Raw genomic sequence first — 26,714 nt, forward strand, 5'->3', positions numbered from 1 at the left:
CGGGGCTGTATCGCAAGGGTTTTGCGCTCAGCGGGAAAACCGCTTGCGATACTCCCGGGGGGAAATCGAAAGATGGCGCTGGAAGGTGTGGCGCATTCGTTCCTCGTCACCGAAGCCGCAGGACCGGGCGATCTGGTCGATGTTGCGCTGCGAGTCTTCCAGCATTCGACGCGCGGCTTCAAGGCGGAACATCTCGACGGCTTTGGCCGGGGTTCGGCCGGTCTGGCATTTGTAGACCCGGGCAAAATTGCGCGGGCTCATCCTGGCCTGGCGGGCCAGCCGTTCGACCGTGAGGTTATTGTCATCCAGGTGTTCGCTCATCCAGGCGTGTAGTTCGTCGAACCCGGCGCTGTCCTGCATCTGCACCTGCAACAGTTGGCTGAACTGCGCCTGTCCGCCGGGGCGCTTGAGAAACACCACCAGCTCACGGGCTACCTGCAGGGCCACGTCGCGACCACAATCGGCTTCGACCAGTGCCAGGGCCATGTCGATGCCGGCGCTGACACCGGCCGAGGTCCACACGGTGTCCTGCTGTATGAAGATCGCGTCGAGGTCCACTTCAATCGACGGGAAGCCGCTCTTGAGCATGTCGCACATGGCCCAGTGGGTCGCGGCCCGACGCCCGTCAAGCAAGCCGGCCTGGGCCATGAGGAACGTGCCGCTGCATACCGATGCGGTGCGCCGGGCCTTGGCCGAGGCATCGCGTAGCCACTGGACCAGGTCGACACAGTCAATCATTGCCTGTCGTATGTCCGGTGCGCCAGGCACGATCAACGTGTCGATGGCCGTTGCGTCGAGCTCGCGCAGGGCACGGGTGTCCACGACCAAGCCTTCGGCGGTCTGCATCAACCCGCCTTCCAGGCTCGCGGTGTGCAGGGTGTAGCCGGGCAGGCCGCGTTCGGTCATCGCTTTGGTGGCGGCCCAGAACACGGTCTGGGCACCGGTCAGGTCCAACAGGCCCATCTGCGGGTAGGCCAGGAATACCAATGTGCGCGGTTGGGAAATGGACTCGGTGGTGGTGCCGACATCCAGGGTCATCTCGTTCATGGTCGTTTCGCGCTGGGTTCTTCAGGGACGATCAGGGAGTCTATCCGTTTTCGGCACGATTGAACGACTGGCCCACGGGGCGGAATGGAACTTGCCTGAGCTTTGACCATAAGCCCTGGAATCATCAAAGGTTGGGTCAATGAACAATTCCAACATGGTGCAGCCGGCGGTCTCGTCGGACCTGTTGCCGACGCTGCCGATCAATCGGTTCCGCACCGCAGACATCGACGAACACGCCCGGAACATGGGCGGCTGGCAGGTTTGCTATGACCAATTGACCCCCGGACGCTTCGACGGCGAGTTGATCGAGTTTCGCTCGGACTGGATGCAACTGGTGCGCGACCGCTCTAACCAGGCACTGACCAAGCAAGGCATGGCCTGGGAGGGCGCTATCACCTTCAGCGTGCCGCTGAGTGCCGATGGGCCGGTCTTTTGCTCCGGGCACCCGATCATCGAGCCCAGCCTGATGGTTGCCCGTGGCCGTAACCTGCCCGAGCTGCGCACACCCCAGCATCTCGATCTGCTCGGTGTCGCCATCGAAGAGCAGGCGTTGGAACATGTGCTGGAACGACAGGGCAGTCGCTTTCGAATTACCGATCTTCCCAAGTGTTACCGTCTCGGCAATTCGACACTGCCGGCCGAGCTTGCGGCGTTGTTCGATGAGCTTGAGGGCGGCGAGCAGGGACGTGACTCGTTGCTGGGCTACGAGTCGATCCGCCGTGGCCTGCGTGACACGGTGATGCTGCACATGTTGGAACTGGTGGCACCGGATGAGGCGCCGCCGCTCAACCCCACGGCGCGCAAGCGCATGGTCGACCGCGCCCGGGAATACGCCTTGGCTCATGTCGATGAGCCGCTGTCGATCCTCGACCTGTGCAACCACATCGGTGCCAGCCGGCGAAAACTGCAGTATTGCTTCCAGGAGACGCTGGGCATCAACCCCGTGGCCTATTTGCGGGCGTTGCGCCTCAATGCCGTGCGTCGTGAACTGCGCAGCGGCAGCCCCGCCCAAGGTGTACAGGAGGCGGCGGCACGCTGGGGCTTCTGGCATTTGAGCCGGTTTTCCAGCGACTATCGGGTGCTGTTCGGCGAGACCCCTTCACAAACCCTGCGGCGCTCGCATCTGTGCTGAAAACGGATAACGGCTGACCGGCCAGCTCCCTAGGATGACCCCAACACCACTTGGTTGGAGGGGCATTCGATGTATCAAAATAATAAAACCAACGTCTTGCGCTGTACCTGGTTAAGCCTTGGGTTGATCGCTGTCTGTACCGCTGCCCATGGCACCGAAAATGGCGCGCCGACCACGGCGGTCGGGGTCTACGATTTCGGTGCGGGCATGATGCCGCCGGCCACGCCCTTTGGCACCGTCGGCCTGCGAACCGCGTTCTATTCGGCCAACGTGCAGAAAGATCGCCACGGCAAGTCTGCGGACAACAATTTTTCCCTGGATGTCTTGTCCATCGGCGTCGCCTACATGCGCATGACCGATTACACCGTGCTGGGCGCCAAGTATGGCTTCGGCACCGTCGTGCCGTTTTTCCAGATGGACGCCTCGGTACAGGTGCAGACGCCTGTCGGCCCGCTGGACCTGGAAGCCGATCCGTTTCGCATGGCCGATATCCAGGTGTTGCCGGTGATCCTGCAGTGGACCCTTTCACCGAATTTGTTCGTCAATGCCCAGTTCCAGATCCAGGCCCCCACCGGCGACTACGACAAGGATCGCTTGATCTCGCCGGGCCTCAATCACTGGACCTTCTCGCCGATCCTCAACGCCACCTACATCTCCGACAGCGGCTTCGAGGTGTCTTCCAGCTTTGAGGCCGATATCAACACCCGCAACCACGCCACCGACTACAAGAACGGCGTCGAGTACCGTCACGAATTCGCCGTGGGTCAACACGTCGGCCCGTGGACGGTGGGTGTGGGCGGCTATTACTACCGGCAATTCACCGATGACGATGCGCCGGGCCTGGAAGCGGGCAATCGCGCTCGGGTGTTGGCGGTCGGGCCGGCAGTGAGCTACTTCAAGCCCGGCATCCCCCCGGTGTGGCTGCATGTCTACAAGGAGCTCGATGCGCGAAACCGCGCCGAGGGCTACACCGCGGCGCTGCGTATTTCTCACAGTTTCTAAAAGGGGCTCGCCATGAACCAATCAAGTTCTGTTTCAGCGGCGGCCAGCCCGTCGCGCCAAGCCAGTTGGCGTGAAGGGCTGGTGCTGATGCTGGGCAGCAGTCTGACGATCATGGGCTCGGTGATGGTCGCACCCATCCTGCCCAGGTTGGGTGCCGAATTCGGGCCCATGGAGCCTCGCGCCGATCTGCTGGTGCCGTTGGCGGTCACGGGACCTGCCCTGACGATTGCCTTGTGTGCGCCTTTGGCCGGCTGGTTGGCCGATCGAGTCGGGCGCAAGGCCCTGCTGGTGATCGCCACGGTGCTCTATGCCTTGCTCGGCGCACTGCCGGCGCTGCTCGACGGCCTGCCCTCGATTGTCGGTGCGCGGCTGTTGTTCGGTTGCACGGAGGCGGCGGTGATGACCTGCTGCGCAACCTTGATCGCCGACTATTGGCAGGGCGAGGAGCGGTTGCGCTACGTCAACCGGCAGGTGGTGACCATTGGCCTGGTGGGGGCGCTGTTTTTCGTGGTGGGCGGTGCACTCGGCGAGCACTCGTGGCGCGCGCCGTTCCTCCTGTACTTACTGCCCTTGCTGCTGGTGCCGGCCATGATGAAGGTGCTCTGGGAACCACCGGTGGCGAAGCTACAGAGGGTCGAGCAGCGCGTCGATGAGCCGGGTCCGGCCAAGGTCGCCTTGCTGCAATTGCTGGTCGGCTACCTGATGATCCTGGGCGGCATGGTCTTGACGTTCGTCATGCCGATCCAGGCGCCGACGCTGTTGGTCAGCCTGGGTATCACCTCCAGCACGATGATCGGCCTGGCCGCGGGGTTGAGCCTGTTGGCGACCTTGGGCGGTTCGCTGATGTGGCCGTTGCTGCGTCGCCGTTTCGGTATCGCTGGTTGCAACGCGCTGCTGCTCGGGCTGATGGGCCTGGGGCTGTGGCTGCTGATGCGCGGACAAAGCTACAACGCCGTGCTGGTGGCGGTATTCATCCAGGGCCTGGGGGCCGGCTTGCTGGTGCCGAACGTGATGGCGCCGGTGATGAATGCCTTGACCGCCAGCACCCGCGGCCGAGGCTTGGGTGGGTTTACCTCGTGCCTGTATATCGGCCAGTTCGTCAGTCCGCTGGTGGTGGCCTTGGTGATTGTCTTCGCCGGTGACCTGCGTCACGCCATCCAATGGCTGGCCCTGGCCAGTTTTGCCCTGGCGCTGCTCTGGGTCGTTGCCGGCCTGCGGGCACGGGGCCAGAGGCAGGCGAATACCGTCGGATCACATCAATCGTCATGACATAAGGAGTCTGAAACATGGGTATGCAAGACATCCACCACTTGATGGACAGTGAAGATGCCACGGCGTTGGCCGAGTGGGTCAGGCGTGGCGAGGTTCAGCCCGGCGAACTGCTGGAGACTGCCATCGAGCGCCTCGAACAGGTCGAGCCGCAGCTCAATGCGGTGGCCGAACGCTTGTACGATTCGGCCCGGCAGGCGGCGCGCACGCCGGAGGTTGGCCGGGGCTTGCTGGCCGGTGTGCCGACCTTGATCAAAGACCTGTTTTCACCGGTCCACGGCGCGGCGATGACTAACGGTTCGCGGGCGCTGGGCGACTGTCGTGCGGATTTTGAATCGGAAGTCGTGGCGCGTTTGCGGCGTGCCGGATGCCAGGTGATGGGCACCAGCACCTCGCCGGAGTTCGGCACCTCGTACACCACCGAATCCGCGCGTTTCGGCGCCACCCGCAACCCCTGGAGTATCGATCATAGCGCCGGTGGTTCCAGTGGCGGCGCGGCGGCCCTGGTGGCGGCTCGCGTGGTGCCGTTCGCCCACGGCAACGATGGCGGCGGCTCATTGCGCGTGCCGGCGTCTTGCTGTGGCGTGTTCGGGTTCAAGCCCAGCCGTGGCCTGCTGCCGTCGGGCCCGATAGTGGGCGAGGGCTGGGCCGGGATGGGCACGCCGCATGCCATCACCTTGTCGGTGCGCGACAGTGCGGCGCTGCTGGATGCCACCGCCGGGATGGACTTGGGCGCGCCGTATGCCGCACCGGTCCAGGCGCTGCCTTATGTGCTGGCGCTGCAAGCTGATCCGAAGCCATTGCGCATTGCCCTGGTCGAGCAACTCGAGCCTTGGCCTACGTCGCCACAAAGCCTTCAAGCGGTGGGCGAGGCCGCGCGGTTGTGCGAGTCGTTGGGGCACCGTGTCGAACCGGTGACCTTGCCGGTGGGGTTGCTGGAGTTTCTCGACCACGTGTTCACCATCATTGGCGCCAGCTCTCGGCACTATGTCGACCTGCTGGGCCAGATGCGTGGGGTCGCCGTGCAGGCGGAAGAACTGGAGGTGCGTACCCGGATCATCTTGCGGGACAAGGGCAACGTCAGCGGCGCCCAATATGCTGCGGCGGTGGAGTGGATTCATGCCCTCGGCCGGCAGTTGGCGATGTTCATGCAGGATTATGACGTGATCCTGACCCCGGTCCTGACCCGTGAACCGGTGCCGATTGGCGAACTGGATCTGCAGGATGTGTGCATGAGCCTTGATCAACTGATCGAGCGTTTCCACAGCTATTCGCCGTTCACCGCGCTGTTCAACGCCAGCGGCCAGCCGGCGATGTCAGTGCCATTGTCCTGGAGCGCCAATGGCCTGCCGATGGGGGCGCATTTTGCCGGTCGCTTTGGCGAGGAAAGCACCTTGCTGGCCCTGGCCGCCCAACTGGAACGCGCCCAACCCTGGCGCGGCCGAGTACCCCCGGTCAACGCCTGCCGGCGTTAAAACTGTGGGAGCGGGCTTGCTCGCGAAGGCGTTGGGTCAGTCGGCATCATCGTTGACTGATAGTCCGCTTTCGCGAGCAAGCCCGCTCTCACAGGAGAAACGCGATTCAGGAGTTCCCAGCGACCGGCTCAGAAGCACCCAACCGCGGCCCGGCCGAATAACGAACCACACTGAGAATAGCCAGCGTCGCAACCACCAACCCAGGCGAAGTCGCCAACAATACGGCAGTGGTCCCACCCCCGGCCGCCAGGATCTGTCCAGCGGCCAGAGGCCCGGCCACTGACCCCAAACGTCCGATGGCCACCGCTGCACCAACACCCGTCGCACGTACGGCCGTAGGGTAGGAGGGCGGTGCCAAGGCATAGAGGACCAATTGCGCAGCCATGACAAACAGCCCAGCGGCGAATCCGGCCATGGCCATCGGCACGATACCGACGGACAGCCCGACCCCGGCCAGGGCGCTCAGCAGACCGGCATAGACGAACAGCACCACCTTGATGCCGTTGCAACGGTCCAGCAGCAGGCCTCCGAGCAACGAACCGAGGGCGCCGCCGATGTTGAACAGCATTTGCACCAGGCCGGCCTGGGGTTTGCTGAAACCCTGCTCCAGCAGCAACGACGGCAGCCAGTTGAGCAACATGTACATCACCGTCAAGGTGAAGAAATAACTCAGCCACAGCGCCAAGGTGGTACGGCCGCGACCTTCACCGAACAGCGCCTGGGCGGTGGAGCCGCGCGATGAGCCGTCGCCATCTCGCGCCTGGCGAAAGGCGCTGGACTCGGGGAGCCACAGGAGCATCAACGGGACCACCAGCAAGGGCGCCAACCCACCGATGAAAAACGTCATCTGCCAGTGTTCGCCAAACAACATGGCGACCACTGCCGCCAACGCACCACCCAACGGCACTCCCGCATACATCACGCTGATGGCCGTGCCGCGGCGCTGCTCGCCCACGGCTTCGGCGCACAGGGCAATGAGGTTGGGCAGGGCGGCGCCCAGGCCCAGGCCGGTCATGAAGCGCACCAGCAACAGGCTTGAGAAGTGTTCGACATAAGCGGTGCTGAGGGAAAACACGCCGAACAGCAAGACCGCGGCAACGAGGATTTTCTTGCGACCGATGCGATCAGCGATCCAGCCACCGAAGAACGCACCTGGCAACAACCCGATGATCCCGGCGCTGAACACCCAACCCATCATTTTCGGATCGAGGGCAAACGTCTGTCGCAGCCCTGCAGCTGCGGTACCGGCTGACTGAAGGTCGAAACCCTCGATCAACGCGACGATGAAACACAAGGCGATGGTCAGCGTCGCACGACGCGCCGGACGGTTCATGGCAAATCCTCTTATTGTTTTTGTGAGGGACACCGGCTCGGAGGACTACCGGTCGGTGCATTTAAGATTAACAAAGCTAACTAAAAAATGAAGGGTGCCAAGAGGGAGCCCATAACGGGTGAGATCATTATGAAAATCAGGGGGTTGGAAAGAATCCACGAGTAAATTGGTAAATTAGTTAATGATATTAACGTTCGATTATCGGTCATTGTTGATTGACGAAGCGCCCGTACCGTTTCCATTCTTGGTGCGCACGGCCCCCATCACCAAGGCTGGGCCGATCAAAACAACAACAATAACTGGATATCGAACATGCCAAACCTTGCCCGGGCCGCCCTGACGGTGCGCCCTGTTTTATCGCTCGTCCATCTACTGGCCTGCCTCGGGCTGAGCCTGGGATCTGCCGCCTTACGGGCGCAGGGTTTCATCGACGACAGCCACGGCACGCTGACCCTGCGCAATTACTACATCGATCGCGACTACAAGGACGACGGCGCCAAAACCGCAGCCAGGGAGTGGGCCCAAGGCCTGATCATGAACGTGGAGTCGGGGTTTACCCCCGGCATGGTTGGGTTCGGCCTGGACGCTCGGGGGTTGGTGGGGATCAAGCTCGATTCTTCGCCGGATCGCAGCGGCACGGAGTTGTTGCCAGTGTCCAGCAGCGACAAGCGCGCCGCGGACGAGTATTCACGCCTGGCACTGACTGGCAAACTGCGCGTGGGCCAGACCACGGTGAAGACCGGCGATGTGTCGATCTTCCTGCCCTTTGCCTTTGCCAGCCCGTCTCGGCTGCTGCCGCAGACCTTTCGTGGGACGACCCTCAGTTCCAAGGACATCGACGGGCTGACGTTGAACACAGGTTACATCGACCGCATCAACCGGCGTGACTCCACCGACTACCAGGCGATGAGCATCGCTTCGCCCAACCGTCGTTTCAACGGCGCGGCGACGTCTTCCCATATGGCGTATGTGGGCGGCGACTACCAGGTCAACAAAGACCTCAGCTTGCGGGTTTACCATGCCGAAGTGGCAGACTTGTACCAACAGGACACCCTGGCGCTGTTGCATAACCTGCCTTTGGGCGATGGCGTCCTGACCACCGACCTGCGCAGTTTTTTCAGCGACGAAGACGGCGCGGCCAAGGCCGGAAAGGTGGATAACCGCAATGTCTCGGCGCTGGTCGGCTATCGCCTGGGCGGACATCGCGTGAGCCTGGGCTACATGCACGCCAGTGGCGATACAGCCACGCCTTATGTGTCCGGCACCGAGCTGATGGGCTTGAGTGAAATGACCATGAGCTCGGACTTCCTCAATGCCAAGGAACGCACCTGGCAGGTGATCCATGACTATGATTTTGCCGCCGTGGGCGTGCCGGGCCTGCGGAGTCGGCTGCGGTATGTGCGTGGCGATCACATCGAACTGGCGGCCCTCAATGCCGAGGATCGCAAGGAGCGCGAGTTCCAGATGGAGCTGGGGTACGTGATCCAGAGTGGTCCGCTGAAGAACGTCGGGCTGCTGGCACGCAAATCGATCTATCGCAACGACTTCCCGGGCACGGCGGCGTTTCGCGACGAGAACCAGACCCGGTTCCTGGTAACGTACAGCGTGCCGATCTGGTGATACGCCGAGGCGCAGCTCAGGTCTGCGTAGGAGCTGGCGAAGCCTGCGATCTTTTGATCTGGATCTTTCGCTTTCGATTCAATGGACAATGGAAAGATCGCAGCCTCGCTTCGCTCGGCAGCTCCTACAGGTAAACCTTCTTCAACAACCGCAGCAACTCCTCACGCTCGGCCCCGGAGAGGGTAGCCGTGGAGTCAAGGTCGCTCTGGGCGGCGATCTGCTTGAGTTCCTTGAGCAGGGTTTCGCCGGTCTTGCTCAGGAAAATCCCGTAGGAGCGCTTGTCCGGCTTGCAGCGCACGCGCACAGCCAGGGCCCGGCTTTCCAACTTGTTCAGCAGCGGCACCACTTGCGGCGGTTCGATCGTCAGGGCCTTGGCCAGGTCAGCCTGCATCAGGCCGGGATTCTGGTCGATGATCGCCAGGGCAGAGAACTGGGCAGGGCGCAGATCGTGGACGGCGAGCCGGCCAATCAGGTTCTGGAACAGTTTCAACTGAGCGCGGCGCAGGGCGTAACCGATCAGGTCGTCCAGTGCAGAGTCCAGCGGCGCTTGCGCATCGGTACCGGCGGCCAGGGGCTCGGCGGGTTCGGCAAGCTTGGAAGACTTGGCCATCGAAGTGAGCTTCCTCAAGGTAAGTGATTAACAAGGCTATCCAGTTTGCCGGGGTTGTGGCGCCCTGGCTATGGCCTCGCGCATATTCGAAATTTTTAACCTTCGATCCAGGGTCGGGGAAATACAGATAAATCGATTAATAGTTAATTGACATAACTAATTTTCCGGTTTAGTTTTTGATCATCTTCAGCCAAGAACAAGAGAGCACGCATCATGAGCAATTACGAAGGTCGCTGGAAAACGGTCAAGGTTGATATCGAGGAGGGCATCGCCTGGGTCACCCTCAATCGCCCGGAAAAACGCAACGCCATGAGCCCGACCCTCAACCGCGAGATGATCGACGTGCTCGAGACGCTGGAGCAGGATCCGGCCGCTGGCGTATTGGTGCTGACCGGGGCCGGTGATGCCTGGACCGCCGGCATGGACCTCAAGGAGTATTTCCGCGAAGTGGATGCCGGGCCGGAAATCCTTCAGGAAAAAATCCGTCGCGAAGCGTCGCAATGGCAATGGAAGTTGCTGCGCATGTATGCCAAGCCAACCATCGCCATGGTCAACGGCTGGTGCTTTGGTGGCGGTTTCAGCCCGCTGGTGGCGTGCGACCTGGCGATCTGCGCCGACGAAGCAACCTTCGGGCTCTCGGAAATCAACTGGGGCATCCCACCGGGCAACCTCGTCAGCAAGGCCATGGCCGATACCGTGGGCCATCGCCAATCGTTGTACTACATCATGACCGGCAAGACGTTCGGCGGGCAGAAAGCCGCCGAAATGGGCCTGGTCAACGAAAGCGTGCCCCTGGCGCAGCTGCGTGAAGTCACGGTGGAGCTGGCGCGCAACCTGCTGGAGAAGAACCCGGTGGTGCTGCGGGCCGCCAAGCATGGTTTCAAACGCTGCCGTGAACTGACCTGGGAGCAGAACGAGGATTACCTGTACGCCAAGCTCGACCAGTCGCGTCTGCTCGACACCGAAGGTGGCCGCGAGCAGGGTATGAAGCAGTTCCTGGACGACAAGAGCATCAAGCCAGGCTTGCAAACCTATAAGCGCTGAATCGACCGGTGAATGGCGGGCCGCATCCCGCTGTTCGCTGCGTCGCCCTGGCGCTACTGTTACACCGCTGCGCTGTATTCCCGATAAAGACAATAAAGAGGAATCACCATGCTGGACGTGCCCCTGTTGATTGGCGGCCAGTCGTGCCCGGCCCGTGACGGCCGGACCTTCGAACGCTGCAACCCGGTGACGGGTGAGGTGGTGTCTCGCGTGGCCGCCGCCACCCTGGAAGATGCCGACGCCGCGGTGGCCGCAGCCCAAGCGGCGTTTCCCGCCTGGGCCGCGTTGGCGCCCAACGAACGCCGCACGCGGTTGTTGCGTGCGGCCGAGCAGTTGCAGGCCCGCAGCAGTGAATTCGTCGCTGCTGCCGGCGAGACCGGTGCCATGGCCAATTGGTACGGTTTCAACGTGCACCTGGCGGCGAACATGCTGCGCGAAGCCGCTTCCATGACGACCCAGATCAATGGCGAAATCATTCCTTCGGACGTGCCTGGCAGTTTCGCCATGGCCCTGCGTCAGCCTTGCGGCGTGGTGCTGGGCATCGCGCCCTGGAACGCCCCGGTGATTCTCGCCACCCGGGCCATCGCCATGCCGCTGGCCTGCGGTAACACCGTGGTGCTCAAGGCTTCTGAAATAAGCCCGGCGGTGCACCGGCTGATCGGCCAGGTGTTGCAGGACGCAGGGCTGGGTGACGGCGTGGTCAATGTGATCTGTAACGCACCCGCGGATGCGCCGGCCATTGTCGAGCGGTTGATCGCCAACCCGGCGGTGCGCCGGGTCAATTTCACCGGTTCGACCCACGTCGGGCGCATCGTCGGCGAACTGTCGGCGCGCCACCTCAAGCCGGCCTTGCTGGAACTGGGTGGCAAGGCGCCGCTGCTGGTGCTGGACGACGCCGACCTTGACGCCGCAGTGCAAGCGGCAGCCTTCGGCGCGTACTTCAACCAGGGCCAGATCTGCATGTCCACCGAGCGACTGATCGTTGATGCCCGCGTGGCGGATGAGTTCATTGCCCGGCTGACCGCCAAGATCGCCACCCTGCGCGCCGGCGATCCGGCGGCCGCTGATTCGGTGCTGGGCTCGTTGGTCGATGCCAGTGCCGGTCAACGGATCAAGGGGCTGATCGACGATGCCCTGGCCAAGGGCGCAACGCTGGTCACGGGTGGGCAGTTGGAAGGCAGCATCCTGCAGCCGACTTTGCTCGACGGCGTCACTGCGCAGATGCGCCTGTACCGCGAAGAGTCCTTCGGGCCGGTGGCGGTGCTGCTGCGCGGCGACGGCGATGAAGAACTGCTGCGCCTGGCCAACGATTCCGAGTTCGGCCTCTCGGCCGCCATTTTCAGCCGTGACACGAGCCGTGCTCTAGCCTTGGCCCAGCGGGTCGAGTCAGGCATTTGCCACATCAACGGGCCGACCGTGCACGACGAGGCACAGATGCCCTTCGGTGGGGTCAAGTCCAGCGGTTACGGCAGCTTTGGCGGCAAGGCGTCCATCGAGCATTTCACCCAGTTGCGCTGGGTGACCTTGCAGAACGGTCCCCGGCACTACCCGATCTGAAACCCGTTGCATCGCGGGCGGTCGCGCCTTGAACGCCGTCGCCCCGATGCAGGCCAGAATAATAATGACAAGGCCGCAGCCCAGTGCTGCCACGCTCCGCTCGCACCGCGACCCGAGCGTGCCTTGGTGGAGGAAATGTACGTGAGTTCCGAGTCCAGATCGTCCTCCCGACCCGAGGCCGGGCGGTATCGCCAGGTGTCGATTGGTCATCCTGCCGTCGAAGTCCGGGAAGAGCGTGGCATCTTGCACATGCGCTCGCTGGAACCCCTGGCCCCGCTGCCGGCACGTTTGCTCGAGCGTCTGGTGCACTGGGCCGAGGTGCGCCCACAGCAGACGTTTATCGCGGCCCGTGAAGCGGGCGGTGACTGGCGTCGAGTCAGCTACGGGCAGATGCTCGACAGTGTCCGGGCCATCGCCCAAAGCCTGCTTGGTTACGGTTTGTCGGCGGAAAAACCCTTGGCGCTGCTCTCCGGCAACGACATCGAGCACCTGCAAATGGCCCTCGGCGCGATGTACGCCGGCATTCCCTATTGCCCGGTGTCACCGGCCTATTCATTGCTGTCCCAGGATTTCGCCAAGCTGCGTCACGTCTGCGATCTGTTGCAGCCGGGGCTGGTATTTGTCAGCGAAGCTGCACCGTTCGAGCGGGCGATCAGCACCGTATTGCCGGCGGACGTGCCCTTGATCACGGTGCGTGGCGAAATGGCGGGCCGGTCGAGGACAAGCTTCGCCAGCCTGCTGGCCCAACCCGGCGGCGTCGAGGCCGAGCAGGCGTTCGCCGCCACCGGCCCGGACAGCATCGCCAAGTTCCTGTTTACCTCGGGCTCCACCAGGCTGCCCAAGGCGGTGATTACCACCCAGCGTATGCTGTGCGCCAATCAACAGATGCTGCTGCAGACCTTTCCGGTATTCGGCGAGGCGCCGCCGGTGCTGGTGGACTGGCTGCCGTGGAACCACACGTTCGGTGGCAGCCACAACGTCGGCATCGTGCTGTACAACGGCGGCACGTTCTATCTGGACGACGGCAAACCCACTGCCCAGGGCTTCGCCGAAACCCTGCGCAACCTCAAGGAGATTTCGCCGACTGCCTACCTGACCGTGCCCAAGGGCTGGGAGGAACTGGTCAACGCCCTGGAGCAGGACGGTGAGTTGCGCGAGCGCTTTTTCAAGCGCATCAGCCTGTTTTTCTTTGCCGCGGCGGGCCTGTCCCAAAGTACCTGGGACCGGCTGGACAAGGTCGCCGAGCAGCACTGCGGCGAACGTATCCGCATGATGGCGGGCCTGGGCATGACCGAGGCGGCGCCGTCTTGCACCTTCACCACTGGGCCGTTGTCCATGGCCGGCTACATTGGCCTTCCGGCCCCCGGCTGCGAAGTGCGCCTGGTGCCGGTGGACGGCAAGTTCGAAGGGCGTTTTCGCGGGCCGCACATCATGCCCGGCTACTGGCGCTCGCCGCAGCAAACTGCCGAGGTGTTCGACGAGGACGGTTTCTACTGCTCGGGAGATGCGATCAAGCTGGCCGATGCCCGCCATCCGCAACTGGGGCTGATGTTCGATGGGCGCATCGCCGAGGATTTCAAATTATCTTCCGGTGTATTCGTCAGCGTCGGGCCGTTGCGCAACCGGGCGGTGCTGGAGGGCACGCCCTACGTCCAGGACCTGGTGATCACCGCCCCGGATCGAGAGTGCCTGGGAGCGCTGGTGTTCCCGCGGCTTGCTGAATGCCGACGCCTGTCAGGCCTGGGCGCGGACGCCAGCGACGCCCAGGTCCTTGCCAGTGCGGCGGTGCGTCAATGGTTCGCCGACTGGTTGCAACGCCTGAACCGCGAAGCCAGTGGCAACGCCAGTCGCGTGGAATGGATAGCCTTGCTCGATGAACCGGCTTCCATCGACCGCGGTGAAATCACCGACAAGGGCTCGATCAACCAGCGGGCAGTGTTGCAGTGGCGGGCGGTGAAGGTCGAGGCGCTGTATCGCGGGGAGGATGCGTCGATCCTGCGGGCGGGAGCCTTAGGCTAGGCACAAAACTGTGTGGGAGCGAGCTTGCTCGCGATAGCGGTGGTTCAGCAGCAAAGATGTTGCCTGACACACCGTCATCGCGAGCAAGCTCGCTCCCACATCAGGTCCAGGGGCTGGTGTGTGTTATTTAACGCCGCCCCAGCAGCAAACCCACCACCAACCCGAACCCCGCGGAAATTGCTACGGTCTGCCAAGGGTGGCCGCCAATGTAGACCTCAGTGGCGTCGACCATGGGACGTGTGCGCTCCCGTGCGCTGGCGACCGAATCAAGCGCTTGCTGCAGTTTCTGGGAGATCTGGCCGCGCAGGTCGTCAGCTTCTTCACCCACCAGCGAGGCACTGCTCTTGAGCAGCTTCTCCGACTCCTCGATCAATGCCTTCAGTTCGCTGAAGGCTTGATCCTTGATTTGCTCTCCATTCGCTTGCACGGTGCTTTTACGGGCCATTGAAGTACTCCTTGCTGATGATGGCATTGAACAATGGAGTGCTGCGCTTGTACAAAAGTTGCAACGTTCGCCTTGGCAGCGCAGCCCCATCACAAATCGTGGTTAAGACGTTTCCCTTCAAGGTGTAAGATGGCGCCTATTTACGCAACAGGTAATTCCCATGAGCTTCAATCTGGCTGACAAGCCCCTGGCCGAGCGCGCCGCGCTGGAAGACGAAAAATCCCGACTTTTTGAACTGTGGCAAAACAACCTGGGCAAAGCCAAGGGCGATGCTGCCCGCTTGTTCGGCGAGCGCTCCAAACGCAAGGGCAAGTGGGCCGAGTGGGTGCGTGCCGAACTGGACGGCATGTCGCCCCCGGAGTACGCCAACATGGTGCGCAGTGAAGTCAATCGACTGATGGCTGCCAACAAGTAAGCCTTAGGCGAATGTTGCCGCAATGGCCTCGCGAACCTTGAGCATTGTCGGTTCCATTTGCGTGTGGGTTCGCCATCCCAGTTCGATGGGGTAGCGGGGCAAGGCCAGGGGGCAGGGCAGCAAGGCCAGGCCGCTGAGGTCGGCGACGGCCCGGGCGGCGTGAGCCGGGATGGTCGCCACGGCCTGGCTGCCCTTGAGCAGGAACGGCAATGCGGCAAAGTGGGTGGTCGAGGCGCACACCCGTCGGCTCAGGCCAAGCCCGGCCAGCCCTTCGTCGGTGATGCCGATGAAACCACCCGAAGACACCAGCAGATGTTCACGGGCCACGAACGCCTCCAAACTGAGGGACTGTTGGCCTTGCGTCAGGCTCGCCGGGTCCAGGAGGCAGGCGTAATCACCTTCGCCCAACACCTGGCGGCTGAGCAACCGCTGGGCGAAACCGCCCGCCGTGATCGCCAGGTCAAGGTCGCGCTCCATCAGCGCCCGGCCGACGATCTGACTGTGGGTCTGGCGGAAAATCAAGCGCAGGCCCGGCGCGCGTCGGGCCACTTCGTCAATCAGGCGCCGCCCATGGGCAATCTCGAAATCGTCCGACAGGCCGACGATGACCGAGCGGCCTTCGTAATGGCTGGCGTCCGGGTCGACCATCGCCAGGCTCTGGCGGCATTTATCCAGTGCTTCGCTGATCACCGGCTTCAGCTGGTTGGCTCGCAGCGTCGGCGCCAGGCCCCGGCCCGTGCGCACGAATAATTGATCGTCATACAAACCGCGGAGCCTGCGCAGCGCAGCGCTGATGGCCGACTGGGTCACGCCCAGGCGCACGGCAGCGCGGCTGGCGCTGGATTCGTCGTGCAGGGCTTCGAAGGTCTTGAGCAGATTGAGGTCGATGTCGGCGATATTCATAAGGCTCATATCATTTAGCAGCATTCGGGGCTTTATTCATGATCGGCCGCTGCTTGAGAATCAGCAACACCTGATGATCAAGGAGTTGAAAACCATGCCCAAATCCATTGTGGCTGCCCTGCAGATCGGCTCGTTGCCTGGCGGCAAGGGCGAGACCCTGGCACAGATTCTTTCCTACGAAGAGGCCATTCGCCAGGCCGGCGCGCGCCTGGTGGTGATGCCTGAAGCACTGCTGGGTGGCTATCCCAAGGGCGAGGGGTTCGGGACTCAACTGGGTTACCGGCTGCCGGAGGGGCGCGAGGCGTTTGCCCGCTATTTTGCCAATGCCATTGACGTGCCCGGCGTGGAAACCGAAGCGTTGGCCGGGCTGTCGGCGCGTACGGGGGCGAGCCTGGTGCTGGGCGTCATCGAGCGTGTCGGCAGCACCCTGTACTGCACGGCGCTGTATTTCGAGCCCGATGCGGGCCTGGTGGCCCGGCACCGCAAGTTGATGCCCACCGGCACCGAACGGCTGATCTGGGGCACGGGCGATGGTTCGACCTTGCCAGTGATCGACAGCCAGGTCGGCCGGGTCGGCGCGGCGGTGTGCTGGGAAAACATGATGCCGCTGCTGCGCACCGCGATGTACGCCAAAGGTGTGCAAGTCTGGTGTGCGCCAACCGTCGATGAGCGGGACATGTGGCAGGTGACCATGCGCCATATCGCTCACGAAGGTCGCTGCTTTGTGGTCAGTGCCTGTCAGGTCCAGGCTTCGCCGCAGGCCCTGGGTATCGACGTTGCTAACTGGCCGGCCGAGCGGCCGTTGATTGCCGGTGGCAGTGTGATTGTGGGGCCCATGGGCGACGTGCTGGCCGGGCCGCTGAAAGACACGGCGGGGTTACTGACCGCCGAAATCGATACCGATGAACTGGTGCGGGCGCGCTACGACTATGACGTGGTCGGGCATTACGCCAGGCCGGATGTGTTCGAACTGGTGGTGGACGAGCGCGCCAAGCCCGGCGTGCGCTTCACCGCCTGATTACCAGTTGGCGGCGGAGCCCGGCAAGTCGAGGGTTCCGCGGTCAACGAAGCGCAGGGTGCCGAATACGCCACCGGCGAGCTTGCCCTTGAGCACATAGGGCAGGTTGTCCAGGCTTTGGGTCTGGCTCAGGCCCAGGGTCTGGCGCAACACCGAAAACGCCGAAATGCTCACCGGGACGCTGAGAATTGCCTCGGAAAAGCGCGGGATCGAGCCGGTCTGGTCACTGACCCCTGTCGCCAGCGTACGGCCGTTGACCTCCAGGTCCAGCGCCACGCCGTTGTAGTCGATGGCCGTTTCGTTGGGGTTCTGCACGCGCAGCTTCACGGCGAAACGCACCTCCAAGCCCTGGTTGGGCAAGGGTTCGATGCCGACCACGTTGATGTTCAGCGGGTCACGGTGCGGGAAGAGGGCGCAGGCGCTCAGGCTGAGCAGTATCAGGAAGACGAAAAGGCCGAGGATTCTGCGCATGGATAGGCTCTCAATGAATGAAAAAACGCAAGCGATCAAGCACGATACCCCACAGCGGCCCCATGACAACGGCAAACCACCCAGTGGGAGCAAGGCTTGCCCGCGATGAAGGCGATGCGCTCTTTCAGGAACCGAGGTGTCTGTTTCGCGAGCAAGCTTTGCTCCCACGGCCTTGTGGGCAAAGTCCGCCCTGCTTTGGGTCCAGAACAAGGTTCATGGCTCCTGACAGTTTCTGACACCAGCCTCTGCTAATCTGCGTCAACTTTTTCCCTCTGGATAGTCCATCGTGTCGCGTACCTCTCGGCTGCTCACTTTGCTGCAAGTCTTGCGTGGCAAGCGTTGCCCGGTCACCGCTGCGACATTGGCGGGCGAACTGAACGTCTCCGAGCGCACCTTGTACCGCGACATCGCCGAACTCACCGCCCTCGGCGCGCCGATCCAGGGTGAGGCGGGTATCGGTTATGTCTTGCGCAGCGGCCTGTTCCTGCCGCCCCTGATGTTCACCGCCGATGAAATCGAGGCCATTGTGCTGGGCTTGCGCTACGTTGATCAGCGTGCCGACGAGGTACTGGGCAAAGCGGCCGCCGACGCCCTGGCGAAGGTCGCCGCAGTGCTGGCTCCCGATGTGCGAGACGCCTTGCGCAACCCCACGGTACTGCCCGGCCCACCGGGTTATGGCTATCCGCAGAACGCGGTGGAACTGAATGTGTACCGCCAGGCCATTCGCGCCCAGGCCAAGCTGCACATCGATTACGCCGACGTAAACAAGACCCCGAGCCAACGCTTGATCTGGCCGCTGGCCCTGGGCTTTTTCAATGAGGCGCGGGTTGTGGTGGCCTGGTGCGAATTGCGCGGCGCCTATCGGACTTTTCGCACCGACCGGATTGCCTCTGCCATCGAGCAGGGCGAGCGGTATCCGGGCCGACGCAGCGACTTGCTGCGGGACTGGTTTGCGCTGATGAAGCTGGACGAAACCGGGCGTTTCACTCCTGACAAAAACTGACACAGTGCTGTTCTAGCATGGTGCCAGATCGATAAAACAAGGAGCCGTACCATGTCCAATCCCGTCTCTTCCCTGGCCCCGGCCATCGCCGGCTACATTGCGGCCGCCAATGCCCGTGACAGTTCGGCGGTGACGCGTTTCTTCGCCGAGGATGCCAACGTGTTCGATGAAGGCCAGCACCGTGTCGGCACCCAGGCCATCGCCCAATGGATGGAAGACACTGCCCGGCGCTTCCAGCCGCGGGTGGAGGTCCTCAATGTGCAGCAGCGCACCGGTAAGGTATTGGTGCACAACCTGATTTCCGGGACTTTCCCCGGCAGCCCGCTGGAGTTGCGTTATACCTTCCGGCTCAATGAGCAGGGCAAGATCAGTCGGTTGGATATCTCGATCTAAGTTCTGCGCCTGGCGCTGTTGTGCCAGGAGAACGCTATTGTGGCAAGGGAGCTTGCTCCCGCTGGGCTCTGTAGGAGCTGGCGAAGCCTGCGATCTTTTGATTTTGATCTTTTGATTTTGATCTTTTGATTTTGATCTTTCGCTTGGGATTCAAGTGGCTCGGGAAAGATCGCAGCCTCGTTGCACTCGACAGCTCCTACACAGCTCCTGCACAGCTCCTACACAGCTCCTACACAGGCACCTACACAGGCACCTACACAGCTCCTACGGACGCAGCCCAGCAGGAGCAAGCTCCATCCGCCATCGCTGTCATGGCATACTCCCCACCTTCGTTTTTCGGACCCGGGCCGTATGACTTTCGACTCCCCCTTGAGTGCCTGGCAGCATGCCATCGAACACCACGGCTTCGTCCAGGACGAGGCCCAGGAATTGGCCATCATGACACTGGAGCAATGCCACGAGGCGTTGCACGAAGGTCGCAAGTCGATCAAGGGCGTTTATCTCTGGGGCCCTGTGGGGCGTGGCAAGACCTGGTTGATGGACCGTTTTTACGAAAGCCTCAAGGTGCCGGCCCGTCGTCAACACTTCCATCATTTCATGGCGTGGGTGCATCAGCGTTCGTTCCAGCTCACCGGCACGCCGGATCCTTTGCAGGCCCTGGCCCGGGAGTTGAGCGCTGAAGTACGGGTGCTGTGTTTCGACGAACTGTTCGTCAACGACATTGGCGATGCAATCATTCTCGGGCGTCTGTTCCAGGTGATGTTCGAGCTGGGCATGGTGATGGTCAGCACCTCCAACCTGCCGCCGGAAGAACTCTATGCCAACGGCCATAACCGTGAGCGTTTCCTGCCGACCATCACCGCGATCAATCGATATATGCAGGTCGTGCCGGTGAACGGTTGGCAGGATCATCGCCAGCACCCAGGCCAATTACAGCAGCGTTATTGGCTGCGCGATCCCGGGCAACCTGATCCGCTGGGCAATGTCTTCAACCAGTTGACCGCCGGGCAGGCGTCGAGCAGTGCACCGATCGAGGTCGGTCATCGCCTGCTTGAACCGCTCCAGGCCAGCGATACCGTGCTCTGGAGCCGTTATCCCGACCTGTGCGAGCAACCGTTCTCGGCGTTGGATTTCATGGCGCTGTGCGACCGTTTCAGCGTGATCCTGCTCAGTGACGTGCCGTGCCTGAGCGCCGAACAGCGCGAAGGGCGCATTGCCCGCGGCACCGAAGACGGCGTTGAGCGGGTCGTGGCCGGTGATCGAGAATTGCCGCAGTTGTCGATCCATGACGACGGCGTAAGGCGCTTCATCGCCCTGGTCGACGAATGCTATGACCGCAAGGTGCCGCTGTGCCTTTCGGCCCAGGTGCCGATGGATGAGTTGTATACCGAGGGTTATCTGCAATTCCCGTTTCGCCGTACCCTCAGCCGTCTCCAGGAAATGCAAATGCAACGTTTTGGTCAGTAGGCCTGACCTGTATCCCGCCGCTGGCCTTGAGTCACCGGTACTATCGAAGTGAGATGGAAGATCATGGAAGAAGCCAAGGACATCCTTGTACTGCAAGCCAGCTACACCAACCCGGTCCACGCTGAAGCGATCCGTCACGTACTCAATGGCTATGCGCTGGACCCAATGGGCGGCGGTCATCCATTGTCGGCCGAGGTGCTGCTGCATCTGCCCGAGGAACTGGCCAAGCGCCCTCATGCCTTCAGCGTGCTGGCTTTCGTCAACGGCGAACCGGCGGGACTGGTCAATTGCTTCGAAGGTTTTTCAACCTTTGTCTGCCGGCCACTGGTGAACATCCACGACGTGGCAGTCATGAAGGATTTTCGCGGCCTCGGGTTGAGCCAGAAGATGCTGCAGAAGGTCGAGGACATCGCCCGCCAGCGTGGTTGCTGCAAGATTACCCTGGAAGTGCTCGAGGGCAATGCCGTGGCCCAGGCCAGTTACGCCAAGTTCGGTTTTGCCGCTGGCATGTTCGACCCGGCCCACGGGCCTATGGCGTTCTGGATCAAGCCCCTGTAAAGCGGGGCTTGATGGGTTTCAGTTATTTCTGCACGACTGTCGCCACCGGTGCCTTGGGTTGCATCAGGCTGAAGTCGATCAGGGCCTTGCGTGGGGTTTGATAAGGATCGCCGATCAACAGCGGGCGAGCCTTGAAGTCCGCGCTGACCAGGCTCTTGCTGTGGTCCAGCTCATCAAAACTCAAGCCAGCCATGTCCGCCCAGGTGTGAATCAGGTGCGAGCTGCTGTAGGGCCGTGACAGGTCCCCGGCAAAGTTCCAGTCATGGCTTTCGCGCCACTTGGGCGAGGCCCAGGCCATGAAGGGGATGGTGTACATCGGCGCGGTCGGCTTGCCTTCGTTACGGCCCAGGGTGCTGTGGCCCGCAGAGTCGAACACGTCTTCACCATGGTCCGACAGGTACAGCAGGAAACCGTTGGGGTCGGTCTTGGCGTAGTCCTTGATCAGGCTGGACACGACGAAGTCGTTGTACAGCACCGCGTTATCGTAGCTGTTGTAGGTCGGGACCTGATCGTCTCGAACGCCCGCCGGTACGCCCTGGCGGTCGGTGAACTTGTTGAAGGTCGGCGGATACCGGTACTGATAGCTCATGTGGGTGCCGAGCAGATGCACCACGATCAGCTTGCGCGGGGCGCTGTCGGCCAGGGCCTTGTTGAATGGCTCGATCACGTCGCCATCGTACTGCGCGGCATTCTGGTTGCGGTTGTTGTTCAGGTACACCGGCTCGTCGGCCTGTTGGGAAAAGGTCGTAAGCATAGTGTTGCGTTTGGTCATGGTCTGCTGGTTGGTGATCCAGAAGGTCTTGTAGCCGGCCTGCTTCATCATGCTCACCAGCGACGGGGTGCTCAGGTACAGCTCCGGGTTCTGTTCGTCGGCGAACGTCAGCACCTGCTGCAACGCTTCGATGGTGTAGGGGCGCGGGGTGATGACGTTGTCGAACACCGACAGTTGGCTCTTGAGCTTGTCCAGCTCCGGCGTGGTTTCCCTTGGGTAACCGTAGAGGCTCATGCGCTGGCGGTTTGTGGATTCGCCGATCACCAGCACCAGGGTTGCCGGCTCGTTGGCCATGGCATCCTTGAGGTTGCGCAACGGCGCGATCTTGCTGGCGCTGTGGAGCATGCCTTGCATGTTCTCCAGTTGTTCACCGTAGCGACGATAGGCCACCAGCATCTGCCACGGCACCGCAGGCTCGATGCGATCCTCGAATTTTTCCAGGCCACCGGCAAAGCTGCCGGTACGCTGGGTCTGCTTGATCAGCGGATAACCGACCACCGCCAAGACAATGGCGACTGCTGCGACCATGGCCTGGCCCCGGGGCAGGTACACCGGACGCAGGCGGGTCCAGAGCCAATAACCGACGGCGGTGTGGGCCAGGAACGCCGCCACCATCCACCAGGCAAAATATTGTGTCAGGTACTCGCCGGCTTCAGACACGTTCGATTCGAACATGATGAAGATGACGCTCTGGGAAAATTCCTGCTGGTAAATGAAGAAGTAGCCCAGGCTGGCCATGGAACAGGCCCACAGCACCACGCCGATCAAGGCGGCGAGCAAACGCGTGCGGGCGGGGAAGAGCAGCAGGGGCGCCAGCCATATTGCGCTCATCACGAACGCTTGGCGAAAGCCGGTGAAGCCGGAGGTGTTACTCAACAAAATGAGCAGTTGGGTGATGCCCGAGAAGTACCAGAAGAACAGAAACAGCCAGCCGAACCCGGCCCAATCGAAACCTTTCGCAGTCGTTTTGCTGCGTTTGAACAAGCTCATCAAGCGCTCCAGACCTTGTCGACGAAGCTGTCGGCACCGGATTGGTGACCGCAGGCATACGCCGAGCACCTTAAAGGCGGGGAGTATCGCGAGCCGGTTGTGAAAAGTTTGTGAGTTTTTCGGATACAAATCGCAGGGAAGGGAATAAGCCGTTAGCAACACAGGCGAAGAGGCTCCCATCCTGTGGCCAGGGAGCTTGCTTCCGCGGGTCTTCGCCTGCAGGAGCTATGTAGGAGCTATGTAGGAGCTGTCGAGTGCAACGAGGCTGCGATCTTTCCCCAGACACTTGAATCTCAAGCGAAAGATCAAGATCAAGATCAAGATCAAAAGATCGCAGGCTTCGCCAGCTCCTACCCTCTGGGGCGGTTACCGAGCCAGGGACTGGCTCTGGTAGGGCAGTTGTGCGTGTTGCAACTGCATGCGCAATTGCGTCACTTCATCGAGCAGCAGATCGCGTTCTTCCTTGAGCAGGCGCAATTCATCGCGACGAATGGTCACATAAAGGGTTTGGGGAGGACGTGCGGTAACGACAGGGTCCATTGCTCACCTCGCAAATGGCGTACATCAACTAGAGAGATGTCGCCAGTTTTTTGGTCGACACCTCTTTATCGGCGCCGATTCTGAATACTTTTGCTCGTGAATGGAACTTTTTTATTTTTCATGGTCATCGTGTCTTCGGCCGGTTTTTGAACGTTATCCTTTGTGATCGGGCGATTTACCCGGAAACTATGCAGCAATGCTCTGGACTAACCTCCACAAGTCACTTTGAGCTAAACCTTTGACACACCTTTATTTGTAGTAGGGAGCATCAGCACATGCAACTCGGGATCATTGGACTGGGCCGCATGGGCGGCAATATTGCGCGGCGCCTGATGCTCAATGGGCACACCACTGTCGTCTATGACCGCAATGCCGCTTTTGTCGAAAACCTGCGCCAGGAAGGCGCGACGGGCGTCGCGGACCTGCCTGCGCTGGTCGCGGGCCTGGAGAAACCACGGGCGGTCTGGGTCATGCTGCCGGCCGGCGCCCCTACCGAAGACACCATCAACGACCTGAGCGAACTGCTTGAGCCGGGCGATGTGATCATTGACGGCGGTAACACGTACTACAAGGACGACATCCGTCGGGCCCAGGCCCTGTCGGAAAAAGGCCTGAGCTACATCGACGTCGGCACCTCCGGTGGCGTTTGGGGCCTGGAGCGCGGTTACTGCATGATGATTGGCGGTGATGCCGACGTGGTGAAACGCCTGGACCCATTGTTCGACAGCCTGGCCCCTGGCATGGGCGACATCCCGCGCACCCGTGACCGTAAATCCGACGATGACCGCGCCGAACGTGGCTACATCCACGCGGGCCCGGCCGGTTCGGGGCATTTCGTGAAGATGATCCACAACGGCATCGAATACGGAATGATGCAAGCCTTCGCCGAGGGCTTTGACATCCTCAAGACCAAATCCAGCGAAAGCCTGCCACCGGAGCAGCGCTTCGACCTGAACGTGGCGGATATCGCCGAAGTCTGGCGTCGCGGCAGTGTGGTGTCGTCCTGGTTGCTGGACTTGACCGCCGACGCGCTGGCCAGCGATCCGAAACTGGACGGTTTTTCCGGCGAAGTCGCCGACAGCGGTGAAGGGCGCTGGACCATCGAGGCTGCCATCGAACAAGCGGTGCCGGTTCCAGTGCTGTCCAGTTCGTTGTTTGCCCGTTTCCGCTCGCGTCAGCAAAGCACGTACGGTGACAAAATGCTCTCAGCCATGCGCTTCGGCTTTGGCGGGCACGTGGAGACGCCGAAAAAATGACCTCGATCAGCAGCAAATCCAAGGCAGAACCCGCGCCGCCGACCACGTTGTTTCTGTTCGGCGCCCATGGCGATCTGGTCAAGCGTCTGCTGATGCCGGCGCTTTACCACCTCAGTCGTGACGGTCTGCTGGGTGATGGGCTGCGCATCATCGGGGTTGACCACAACGCCATCAGCGATGTGGATTTTGCCAAGAAACTCGAGGACTTCATCCGTAACGAAGCGGCGAGCAAGGGAGGCGATGCCGACCGGGCGCTCGACCCAGCGCTGTGGGCCAAGCTGGCCCGTGGCATCAGCTACGTCCAGGGTGATTTCCTCGATGAGGGCACCTACCAGGCGCTGGCGGCGAAAATCGCTGCCAGCGGCACTGGCAACGCGGTGTTCTACCTGGCGACCGCGCCGCGCTTTTTCAGTGAAGTGGTCAGCCGCCTCGGTGCGGCCGGGCTGCTTCAGGAGCAGGAGGGGGCCTTCCGGCGGGTGGTGATCGAAAAACCGTTCGGCTCCGACCTGCACACCGCCGAAGCGTTGAACGCCTGCCTGCTCAAGGTCATGAGCGAGAAACAGATCTATCGCATCGACCATTACCTGGGCAAGGAAACGGTGCAGAACATTCTGGTCAGCCGTTTCTCCAACAGCCTGTTCGAGGCGTTCTGGAACAACCACTACATCGACCACGTACAAATCACCGCCGCCGAAACCGTCGGTGTGGAAACCCGTGGCAGTTTTTATGAACACACCGGTGCCCTGCGGGACATGGTGCCCAATCATCTTTTCCAACTGCTGGCGATGGTGGCCATGGAGCCGCCAGCGGCGTTTGGCGCCGACGCCGTGCGCGGGGAAAAGGCCAAGGTCGTCGGGGCGATCCGGCCCTGGTCGGTAGAGCAGGCCCGGGCCAACTCGGTCCGAGGCCAGTACACGGCCGGTGAAGTCGGTGGCAAGGCGGTAAGCGGTTATCGCCAGGAGGCCAACGTGGCGCCCGACAGCAGCACCGAGACCTACGTTGCCCTCAAGGTCATGATCGACAACTGGCGTTGGGTCGGCGTGCCGTTTTACCTGCGCACTGGCAAACGCATGAGCGTGCGGGACACGGAGATCGTCATCTGCTTCAAGCCAGCACCTTACGCGCAGTTTCGCGACACCGACGTCGACGAATTGCAACCTACGCACTTGAGAATCCAGATTCAGCCCAATGAAGGCATGTGGTTCGACCTGCTGGCCAAGCGGCCGGGGCCGGCACTCGACATGGCCAATATCGAGTTGGGCTTCGCCTATAAGGATTTCTTCGTAATGCAGCCCTCCACAGGTTACGAAACCCTGATCTACGATTGCCTGACCGGCGACCAGACGCTGTTCCAGCGTGCCGACAATATCGAAAACGGCTGGCGCGCCGTGCAACCGTTCCTCGATGCCTGGCAGCAGGACGCAGCGGTCCAGCCCTACAAGGCCGGCGAAGATGGCCCGGCAGCCGCCGATGACTTGCTTGGCCGCGACAGTCGCGTCTGGCACGACCTCGGATGAGTGATCTGATGAAGCATCCCATCCGTTTCCTGCTCAGCGACATGGACGGCACATTGCTGTTGCCCGACCACAGCCTGAACCAGCGCACCATTGAAGCGGTTCGCTCATTGCGTGAGGCCGGTGTGTTGTTCAGTCTCGCCACCGGGCGCCCGCCGCGGGCCATGTTGCAGCAGATCGAGGCCCTGGGCGTCGACCTGCCCACGGCGGCATTCAATGGCGGCACGCTGGTTCATCCTGACGGCAGCTTTCTGGCGGTCCATTACCTGCCACCCGAAGCGGCATTGGCGACGCTGGCCCTGTATGCCGATCAGCCCGGCATCGAAGTCTGGGTATTTGCCGATGGCGACTGGCTGGTGCGCGACGCCAACGGTCCGATGGTGCCGGTGGAGACGCGTGGCTTGGGCTACCCACCCGTAGAGGTAGGAAGCTTCGAGCCTTACCTGGAGCGGATCGATAAGATCGTCGCCACCAGTGCCAACACGGACTTGCTGGTGGAGCTGGAGGCGCGGTTGCATCCGCTGCTCAAGGGCCAGGCCCAAGTGTCGCGTTCGCAACCGATCTACCTGGATGTGACGGCCATGAAGGCGAACAAAGGAGAAGCGCTGTCGACCCTGGCAGCCTTCCTCGATGTGCCGCTGGAACAGACGGCGGCCATGGGCGACGGAGGCAACGATCCGGCGATGTTCCACCGCGCGGGATTGTCCATTGCGATGGGGCAGGCGGAGGAAGCGATCCGGCGTCAAGCGGATGTCATTACCGCTGCCGTTATTGATGACGGTGCAGCGCTGGCGATCGAGCGCTACATCTTGTCGCGGTAGGATGTACTGGCCTTTGTGGCGAGGGACATGGTCCCGCTGG

The 26,714-nt window shown here is 61.9% G+C and carries 25 protein-coding genes; 17 read left to right on the top strand and 8 right to left on the bottom strand.

Translation table 11 applies throughout. The features are described 5' to 3' along the window. Window positions 1-27: 27 nt before the first annotated feature. The gene (locus tag GFU70_RS12610) at window positions 28-1,038 is read right to left on the bottom strand and encodes a GlxA family transcriptional regulator (protein ID WP_116642347.1); all 1,011 of its coding nucleotides are present in this window, start codon (window positions 1,036-1,038) and stop codon (window positions 28-30) included. A gap of 148 nt (window positions 1,039-1,186) precedes the next feature. On the opposite strand from GFU70_RS12610, the gene GFU70_RS12615 reads away from it, so the two are divergent. The 4 genes from GFU70_RS12615 (at window position 1,187) to GFU70_RS12630 (ending at window position 5,925) form a co-directional block, all read left to right on the top strand. Next, window positions 1,187-2,179: a helix-turn-helix domain-containing protein gene (locus tag GFU70_RS12615; protein ID WP_058544422.1), complete on the top strand. Its 993-nt coding sequence runs from the start codon at window positions 1,187-1,189 to the stop codon at window positions 2,177-2,179. A 69-nt stretch (window positions 2,180-2,248) separates the two neighbouring features. Continuing rightward, complete coding sequence (locus GFU70_RS12620) at window positions 2,249-3,181, top strand: transporter (protein ID WP_058544421.1); 933 nt, start codon at window positions 2,249-2,251, stop codon at window positions 3,179-3,181. A gap of 12 nt (window positions 3,182-3,193) precedes the next feature. Next, window positions 3,194-4,450: an MFS transporter gene (locus GFU70_RS12625; RefSeq protein ID WP_153388141.1), complete on the top strand. Its 1,257-nt coding sequence runs from the start codon at window positions 3,194-3,196 to the stop codon at window positions 4,448-4,450. Between the two features lie 17 nt (window positions 4,451-4,467). After that, a complete protein-coding gene (locus GFU70_RS12630) occupies window positions 4,468-5,925 on the top strand; it encodes an amidase (RefSeq protein ID WP_153388142.1) in 1,458 nt (485 codons plus the stop codon). A gap of 106 nt (window positions 5,926-6,031) precedes the next feature. On the opposite strand, the gene mhpT is transcribed toward GFU70_RS12630, so the two are convergent. Continuing rightward, window positions 6,032-7,258 carry a 3-(3-hydroxy-phenyl)propionate transporter MhpT gene (mhpT, locus tag GFU70_RS12635; protein ID WP_116642344.1) on the bottom strand — a complete coding sequence of 409 codons (1,227 nt, stop codon included), beginning with the start codon at window positions 7,256-7,258 and terminating at the stop codon, window positions 6,032-6,034. A 312-nt stretch (window positions 7,259-7,570) separates the two neighbouring features. Here mhpT and GFU70_RS12640 point away from each other — a divergent pair, with 312 nt between their 5' ends. Continuing rightward, window positions 7,571-8,878 (top strand): OprD family porin, encoded by a 1,308-nt coding sequence (locus GFU70_RS12640; protein ID WP_058544418.1) that lies wholly within the window; start codon window positions 7,571-7,573, stop codon window positions 8,876-8,878. Between the two features lie 124 nt (window positions 8,879-9,002). Here the strand turns inward: GFU70_RS12640 and GFU70_RS12645 are convergent, their stop codons facing one another. After that, window positions 9,003-9,488 carry a MarR family winged helix-turn-helix transcriptional regulator gene (locus GFU70_RS12645; RefSeq protein WP_058544417.1) on the bottom strand — a complete coding sequence of 162 codons (486 nt, stop codon included), beginning with the start codon at window positions 9,486-9,488 and terminating at the stop codon, window positions 9,003-9,005. Between the two features lie 213 nt (window positions 9,489-9,701). Here GFU70_RS12645 and GFU70_RS12650 point away from each other — a divergent pair, with 213 nt between their 5' ends. The 3 genes from GFU70_RS12650 (at window position 9,702) to GFU70_RS12660 (ending at window position 14,108) form a co-directional block, all read left to right on the top strand. After that, window positions 9,702-10,532 carry a p-hydroxycinnamoyl CoA hydratase/lyase gene (locus GFU70_RS12650; RefSeq protein WP_003202420.1) on the top strand — a complete coding sequence of 277 codons (831 nt, stop codon included), beginning with the start codon at window positions 9,702-9,704 and terminating at the stop codon, window positions 10,530-10,532. Window positions 10,533-10,640: 108 nt separating this feature from the next. After that, window positions 10,641-12,089, top strand: a complete 1,449-nt coding sequence (locus GFU70_RS12655) for an aldehyde dehydrogenase (protein WP_116642342.1) — start codon at window positions 10,641-10,643, stop codon at window positions 12,087-12,089. 141 nt (window positions 12,090-12,230) lie between these two features. Continuing rightward, window positions 12,231-14,108, top strand: a complete 1,878-nt coding sequence (locus tag GFU70_RS12660; RefSeq protein ID WP_058544456.1) for a feruloyl-CoA synthase — start codon at window positions 12,231-12,233, stop codon at window positions 14,106-14,108. Between the two features lie 127 nt (window positions 14,109-14,235). Here GFU70_RS12660 and GFU70_RS12665 read toward each other — a convergent pair whose 3' ends face one another. Then, a complete protein-coding gene (locus tag GFU70_RS12665; RefSeq protein WP_014338130.1) occupies window positions 14,236-14,553 on the bottom strand; it encodes a DUF883 family protein in 318 nt (105 codons plus the stop codon). Window positions 14,554-14,713: 160 nt separating this feature from the next. Between GFU70_RS12665 and GFU70_RS12670 the strand changes: the two genes are divergently transcribed. After that, entirely contained in the window at window positions 14,714-14,968 is a 255-nt protein-coding gene (locus GFU70_RS12670; RefSeq protein ID WP_003181187.1) for a hypothetical protein, read from the top strand. Between the two features lie 3 nt (window positions 14,969-14,971). On the opposite strand, the gene GFU70_RS12675 is transcribed toward GFU70_RS12670, so the two are convergent. Continuing rightward, a complete protein-coding gene (locus GFU70_RS12675) occupies window positions 14,972-15,880 on the bottom strand; it encodes a LysR substrate-binding domain-containing protein (RefSeq protein WP_116642341.1) in 909 nt (302 codons plus the stop codon). Between the two features lie 85 nt (window positions 15,881-15,965). On the opposite strand from GFU70_RS12675, the gene GFU70_RS12680 reads away from it, so the two are divergent. Beyond that, a complete protein-coding gene (locus GFU70_RS12680; RefSeq protein ID WP_116643771.1) occupies window positions 15,966-16,889 on the top strand; it encodes a carbon-nitrogen hydrolase family protein in 924 nt (307 codons plus the stop codon). Here GFU70_RS12680 and GFU70_RS12685 read toward each other — a convergent pair whose 3' ends face one another. Further along, the gene (locus tag GFU70_RS12685) at window positions 16,890-17,360 is read right to left on the bottom strand and encodes an LEA type 2 family protein (RefSeq protein ID WP_058544414.1); all 471 of its coding nucleotides are present in this window, start codon (window positions 17,358-17,360) and stop codon (window positions 16,890-16,892) included. 286 nt (window positions 17,361-17,646) lie between these two features. Here GFU70_RS12685 and GFU70_RS12690 point away from each other — a divergent pair, with 286 nt between their 5' ends. The 4 genes from GFU70_RS12690 (at window position 17,647) to GFU70_RS12705 (ending at window position 20,781) form a co-directional block, all read left to right on the top strand. Next, window positions 17,647-18,363: a helix-turn-helix transcriptional regulator gene (locus GFU70_RS12690; protein ID WP_058544413.1), complete on the top strand. Its 717-nt coding sequence runs from the start codon at window positions 17,647-17,649 to the stop codon at window positions 18,361-18,363. A gap of 51 nt (window positions 18,364-18,414) precedes the next feature. Further along, the gene (locus tag GFU70_RS12695; protein WP_058544412.1) at window positions 18,415-18,756 is read left to right on the top strand and encodes a nuclear transport factor 2 family protein; all 342 of its coding nucleotides are present in this window, start codon (window positions 18,415-18,417) and stop codon (window positions 18,754-18,756) included. A gap of 351 nt (window positions 18,757-19,107) precedes the next feature. Next, entirely contained in the window at window positions 19,108-20,223 is a 1,116-nt protein-coding gene (zapE, locus tag GFU70_RS12700) for a cell division protein ZapE (protein ID WP_116642340.1), read from the top strand. 63 nt (window positions 20,224-20,286) lie between these two features. Beyond that, window positions 20,287-20,781, top strand: a complete 495-nt coding sequence (locus tag GFU70_RS12705) for a GNAT family N-acetyltransferase (protein ID WP_116642339.1) — start codon at window positions 20,287-20,289, stop codon at window positions 20,779-20,781. A gap of 22 nt (window positions 20,782-20,803) precedes the next feature. Here the strand turns inward: GFU70_RS12705 and GFU70_RS12710 are convergent, their stop codons facing one another. After that, window positions 20,804-22,543 (bottom strand): phosphoethanolamine transferase CptA, encoded by a 1,740-nt coding sequence (locus tag GFU70_RS12710; protein ID WP_058544409.1) that lies wholly within the window; start codon window positions 22,541-22,543, stop codon window positions 20,804-20,806. A 366-nt stretch (window positions 22,544-22,909) separates the two neighbouring features. Beyond that, the gene (locus tag GFU70_RS12715; RefSeq protein WP_165826028.1) at window positions 22,910-23,083 is read right to left on the bottom strand and encodes a DUF6026 family protein; all 174 of its coding nucleotides are present in this window, start codon (window positions 23,081-23,083) and stop codon (window positions 22,910-22,912) included. Window positions 23,084-23,334: 251 nt separating this feature from the next. On the opposite strand from GFU70_RS12715, the gene gnd reads away from it, so the two are divergent. From gnd to GFU70_RS12730, 3 genes are read left to right on the top strand one after another with little or no spacing between them, the layout of a single operon-like run. After that, the gene (gnd, locus tag GFU70_RS12720; protein ID WP_226921166.1) at window positions 23,335-24,339 is read left to right on the top strand and encodes a phosphogluconate dehydrogenase (NAD(+)-dependent, decarboxylating); all 1,005 of its coding nucleotides are present in this window, start codon (window positions 23,335-23,337) and stop codon (window positions 24,337-24,339) included. Further along, entirely contained in the window at window positions 24,336-25,856 is a 1,521-nt protein-coding gene (gene zwf, locus GFU70_RS12725) for a glucose-6-phosphate dehydrogenase (protein WP_058544407.1), read from the top strand. Before gnd ends, zwf begins: the two co-directional genes overlap by 4 nt. Continuing rightward, window positions 25,853-26,674: an HAD family hydrolase gene (locus GFU70_RS12730; RefSeq protein ID WP_116642337.1), complete on the top strand. Its 822-nt coding sequence runs from the start codon at window positions 25,853-25,855 to the stop codon at window positions 26,672-26,674. Before zwf ends, GFU70_RS12730 begins: the two co-directional genes overlap by 4 nt. Window positions 26,675-26,714 lie beyond the last annotated feature (40 nt).

It is taken from the genome of Pseudomonas brassicacearum (genome assembly GCF_009601685.2).
GTDB classification, from domain to species: Bacteria; Pseudomonadota; Gammaproteobacteria; order Pseudomonadales; family Pseudomonadaceae; genus Aquipseudomonas; species Aquipseudomonas kilonensis_B.

Coding starts and splice junctions, on each gene's coding strand:
- GFU70_RS12640 (WP_058544418.1), top strand. CDS start 7,571: ATGCCAAACCTTGCCCGGGCCGCCCTGACGGTGCGCCCTGTTTTATCG.
- zapE (WP_116642340.1), top strand. CDS start 19,108: ATGACTTTCGACTCCCCCTTGAGTGCCTGGCAGCATGCCATCGAACAC.
- GFU70_RS12655 (WP_116642342.1), top strand. CDS start 10,641: ATGCTGGACGTGCCCCTGTTGATTGGCGGCCAGTCGTGCCCGGCCCGT.
- GFU70_RS12630 (WP_153388142.1), top strand. CDS start 4,468: ATGGGTATGCAAGACATCCACCACTTGATGGACAGTGAAGATGCCACG.
- GFU70_RS12705 (WP_116642339.1), top strand. CDS start 20,287: ATGGAAGAAGCCAAGGACATCCTTGTACTGCAAGCCAGCTACACCAAC.
- GFU70_RS12620 (WP_058544421.1), top strand. CDS start 2,249: ATGTATCAAAATAATAAAACCAACGTCTTGCGCTGTACCTGGTTAAGC.
- GFU70_RS12645 (WP_058544417.1), bottom strand. CDS start 9,488: ATGGCCAAGTCTTCCAAGCTTGCCGAACCCGCCGAGCCCCTGGCCGCC.
- zwf (WP_058544407.1), top strand. CDS start 24,336: ATGACCTCGATCAGCAGCAAATCCAAGGCAGAACCCGCGCCGCCGACC.
- GFU70_RS12675 (WP_116642341.1), bottom strand. CDS start 15,880: ATGAGCCTTATGAATATCGCCGACATCGACCTCAATCTGCTCAAGACC.
- GFU70_RS12650 (WP_003202420.1), top strand. CDS start 9,702: ATGAGCAATTACGAAGGTCGCTGGAAAACGGTCAAGGTTGATATCGAG.
- GFU70_RS12615 (WP_058544422.1), top strand. CDS start 1,187: ATGAACAATTCCAACATGGTGCAGCCGGCGGTCTCGTCGGACCTGTTG.
- GFU70_RS12670 (WP_003181187.1), top strand. CDS start 14,714: ATGAGCTTCAATCTGGCTGACAAGCCCCTGGCCGAGCGCGCCGCGCTG.
- GFU70_RS12715 (WP_165826028.1), bottom strand. CDS start 23,083: ATGGACCCTGTCGTTACCGCACGTCCTCCCCAAACCCTTTATGTGACC.
- GFU70_RS12710 (WP_058544409.1), bottom strand. CDS start 22,543: ATGAGCTTGTTCAAACGCAGCAAAACGACTGCGAAAGGTTTCGATTGG.
- GFU70_RS12695 (WP_058544412.1), top strand. CDS start 18,415: ATGTCCAATCCCGTCTCTTCCCTGGCCCCGGCCATCGCCGGCTACATT.
- GFU70_RS12680 (WP_116643771.1), top strand. CDS start 15,966: ATGCCCAAATCCATTGTGGCTGCCCTGCAGATCGGCTCGTTGCCTGGC.
- GFU70_RS12665 (WP_014338130.1), bottom strand. CDS start 14,553: ATGGCCCGTAAAAGCACCGTGCAAGCGAATGGAGAGCAAATCAAGGAT.
- GFU70_RS12625 (WP_153388141.1), top strand. CDS start 3,194: ATGAACCAATCAAGTTCTGTTTCAGCGGCGGCCAGCCCGTCGCGCCAA.
- GFU70_RS12730 (WP_116642337.1), top strand. CDS start 25,853: ATGAGTGATCTGATGAAGCATCCCATCCGTTTCCTGCTCAGCGACATG.
- GFU70_RS12685 (WP_058544414.1), bottom strand. CDS start 17,360: ATGCGCAGAATCCTCGGCCTTTTCGTCTTCCTGATACTGCTCAGCCTG.
- mhpT (WP_116642344.1), bottom strand. CDS start 7,258: ATGAACCGTCCGGCGCGTCGTGCGACGCTGACCATCGCCTTGTGTTTC.
- GFU70_RS12610 (WP_116642347.1), bottom strand. CDS start 1,038: ATGACCCTGGATGTCGGCACCACCACCGAGTCCATTTCCCAACCGCGC.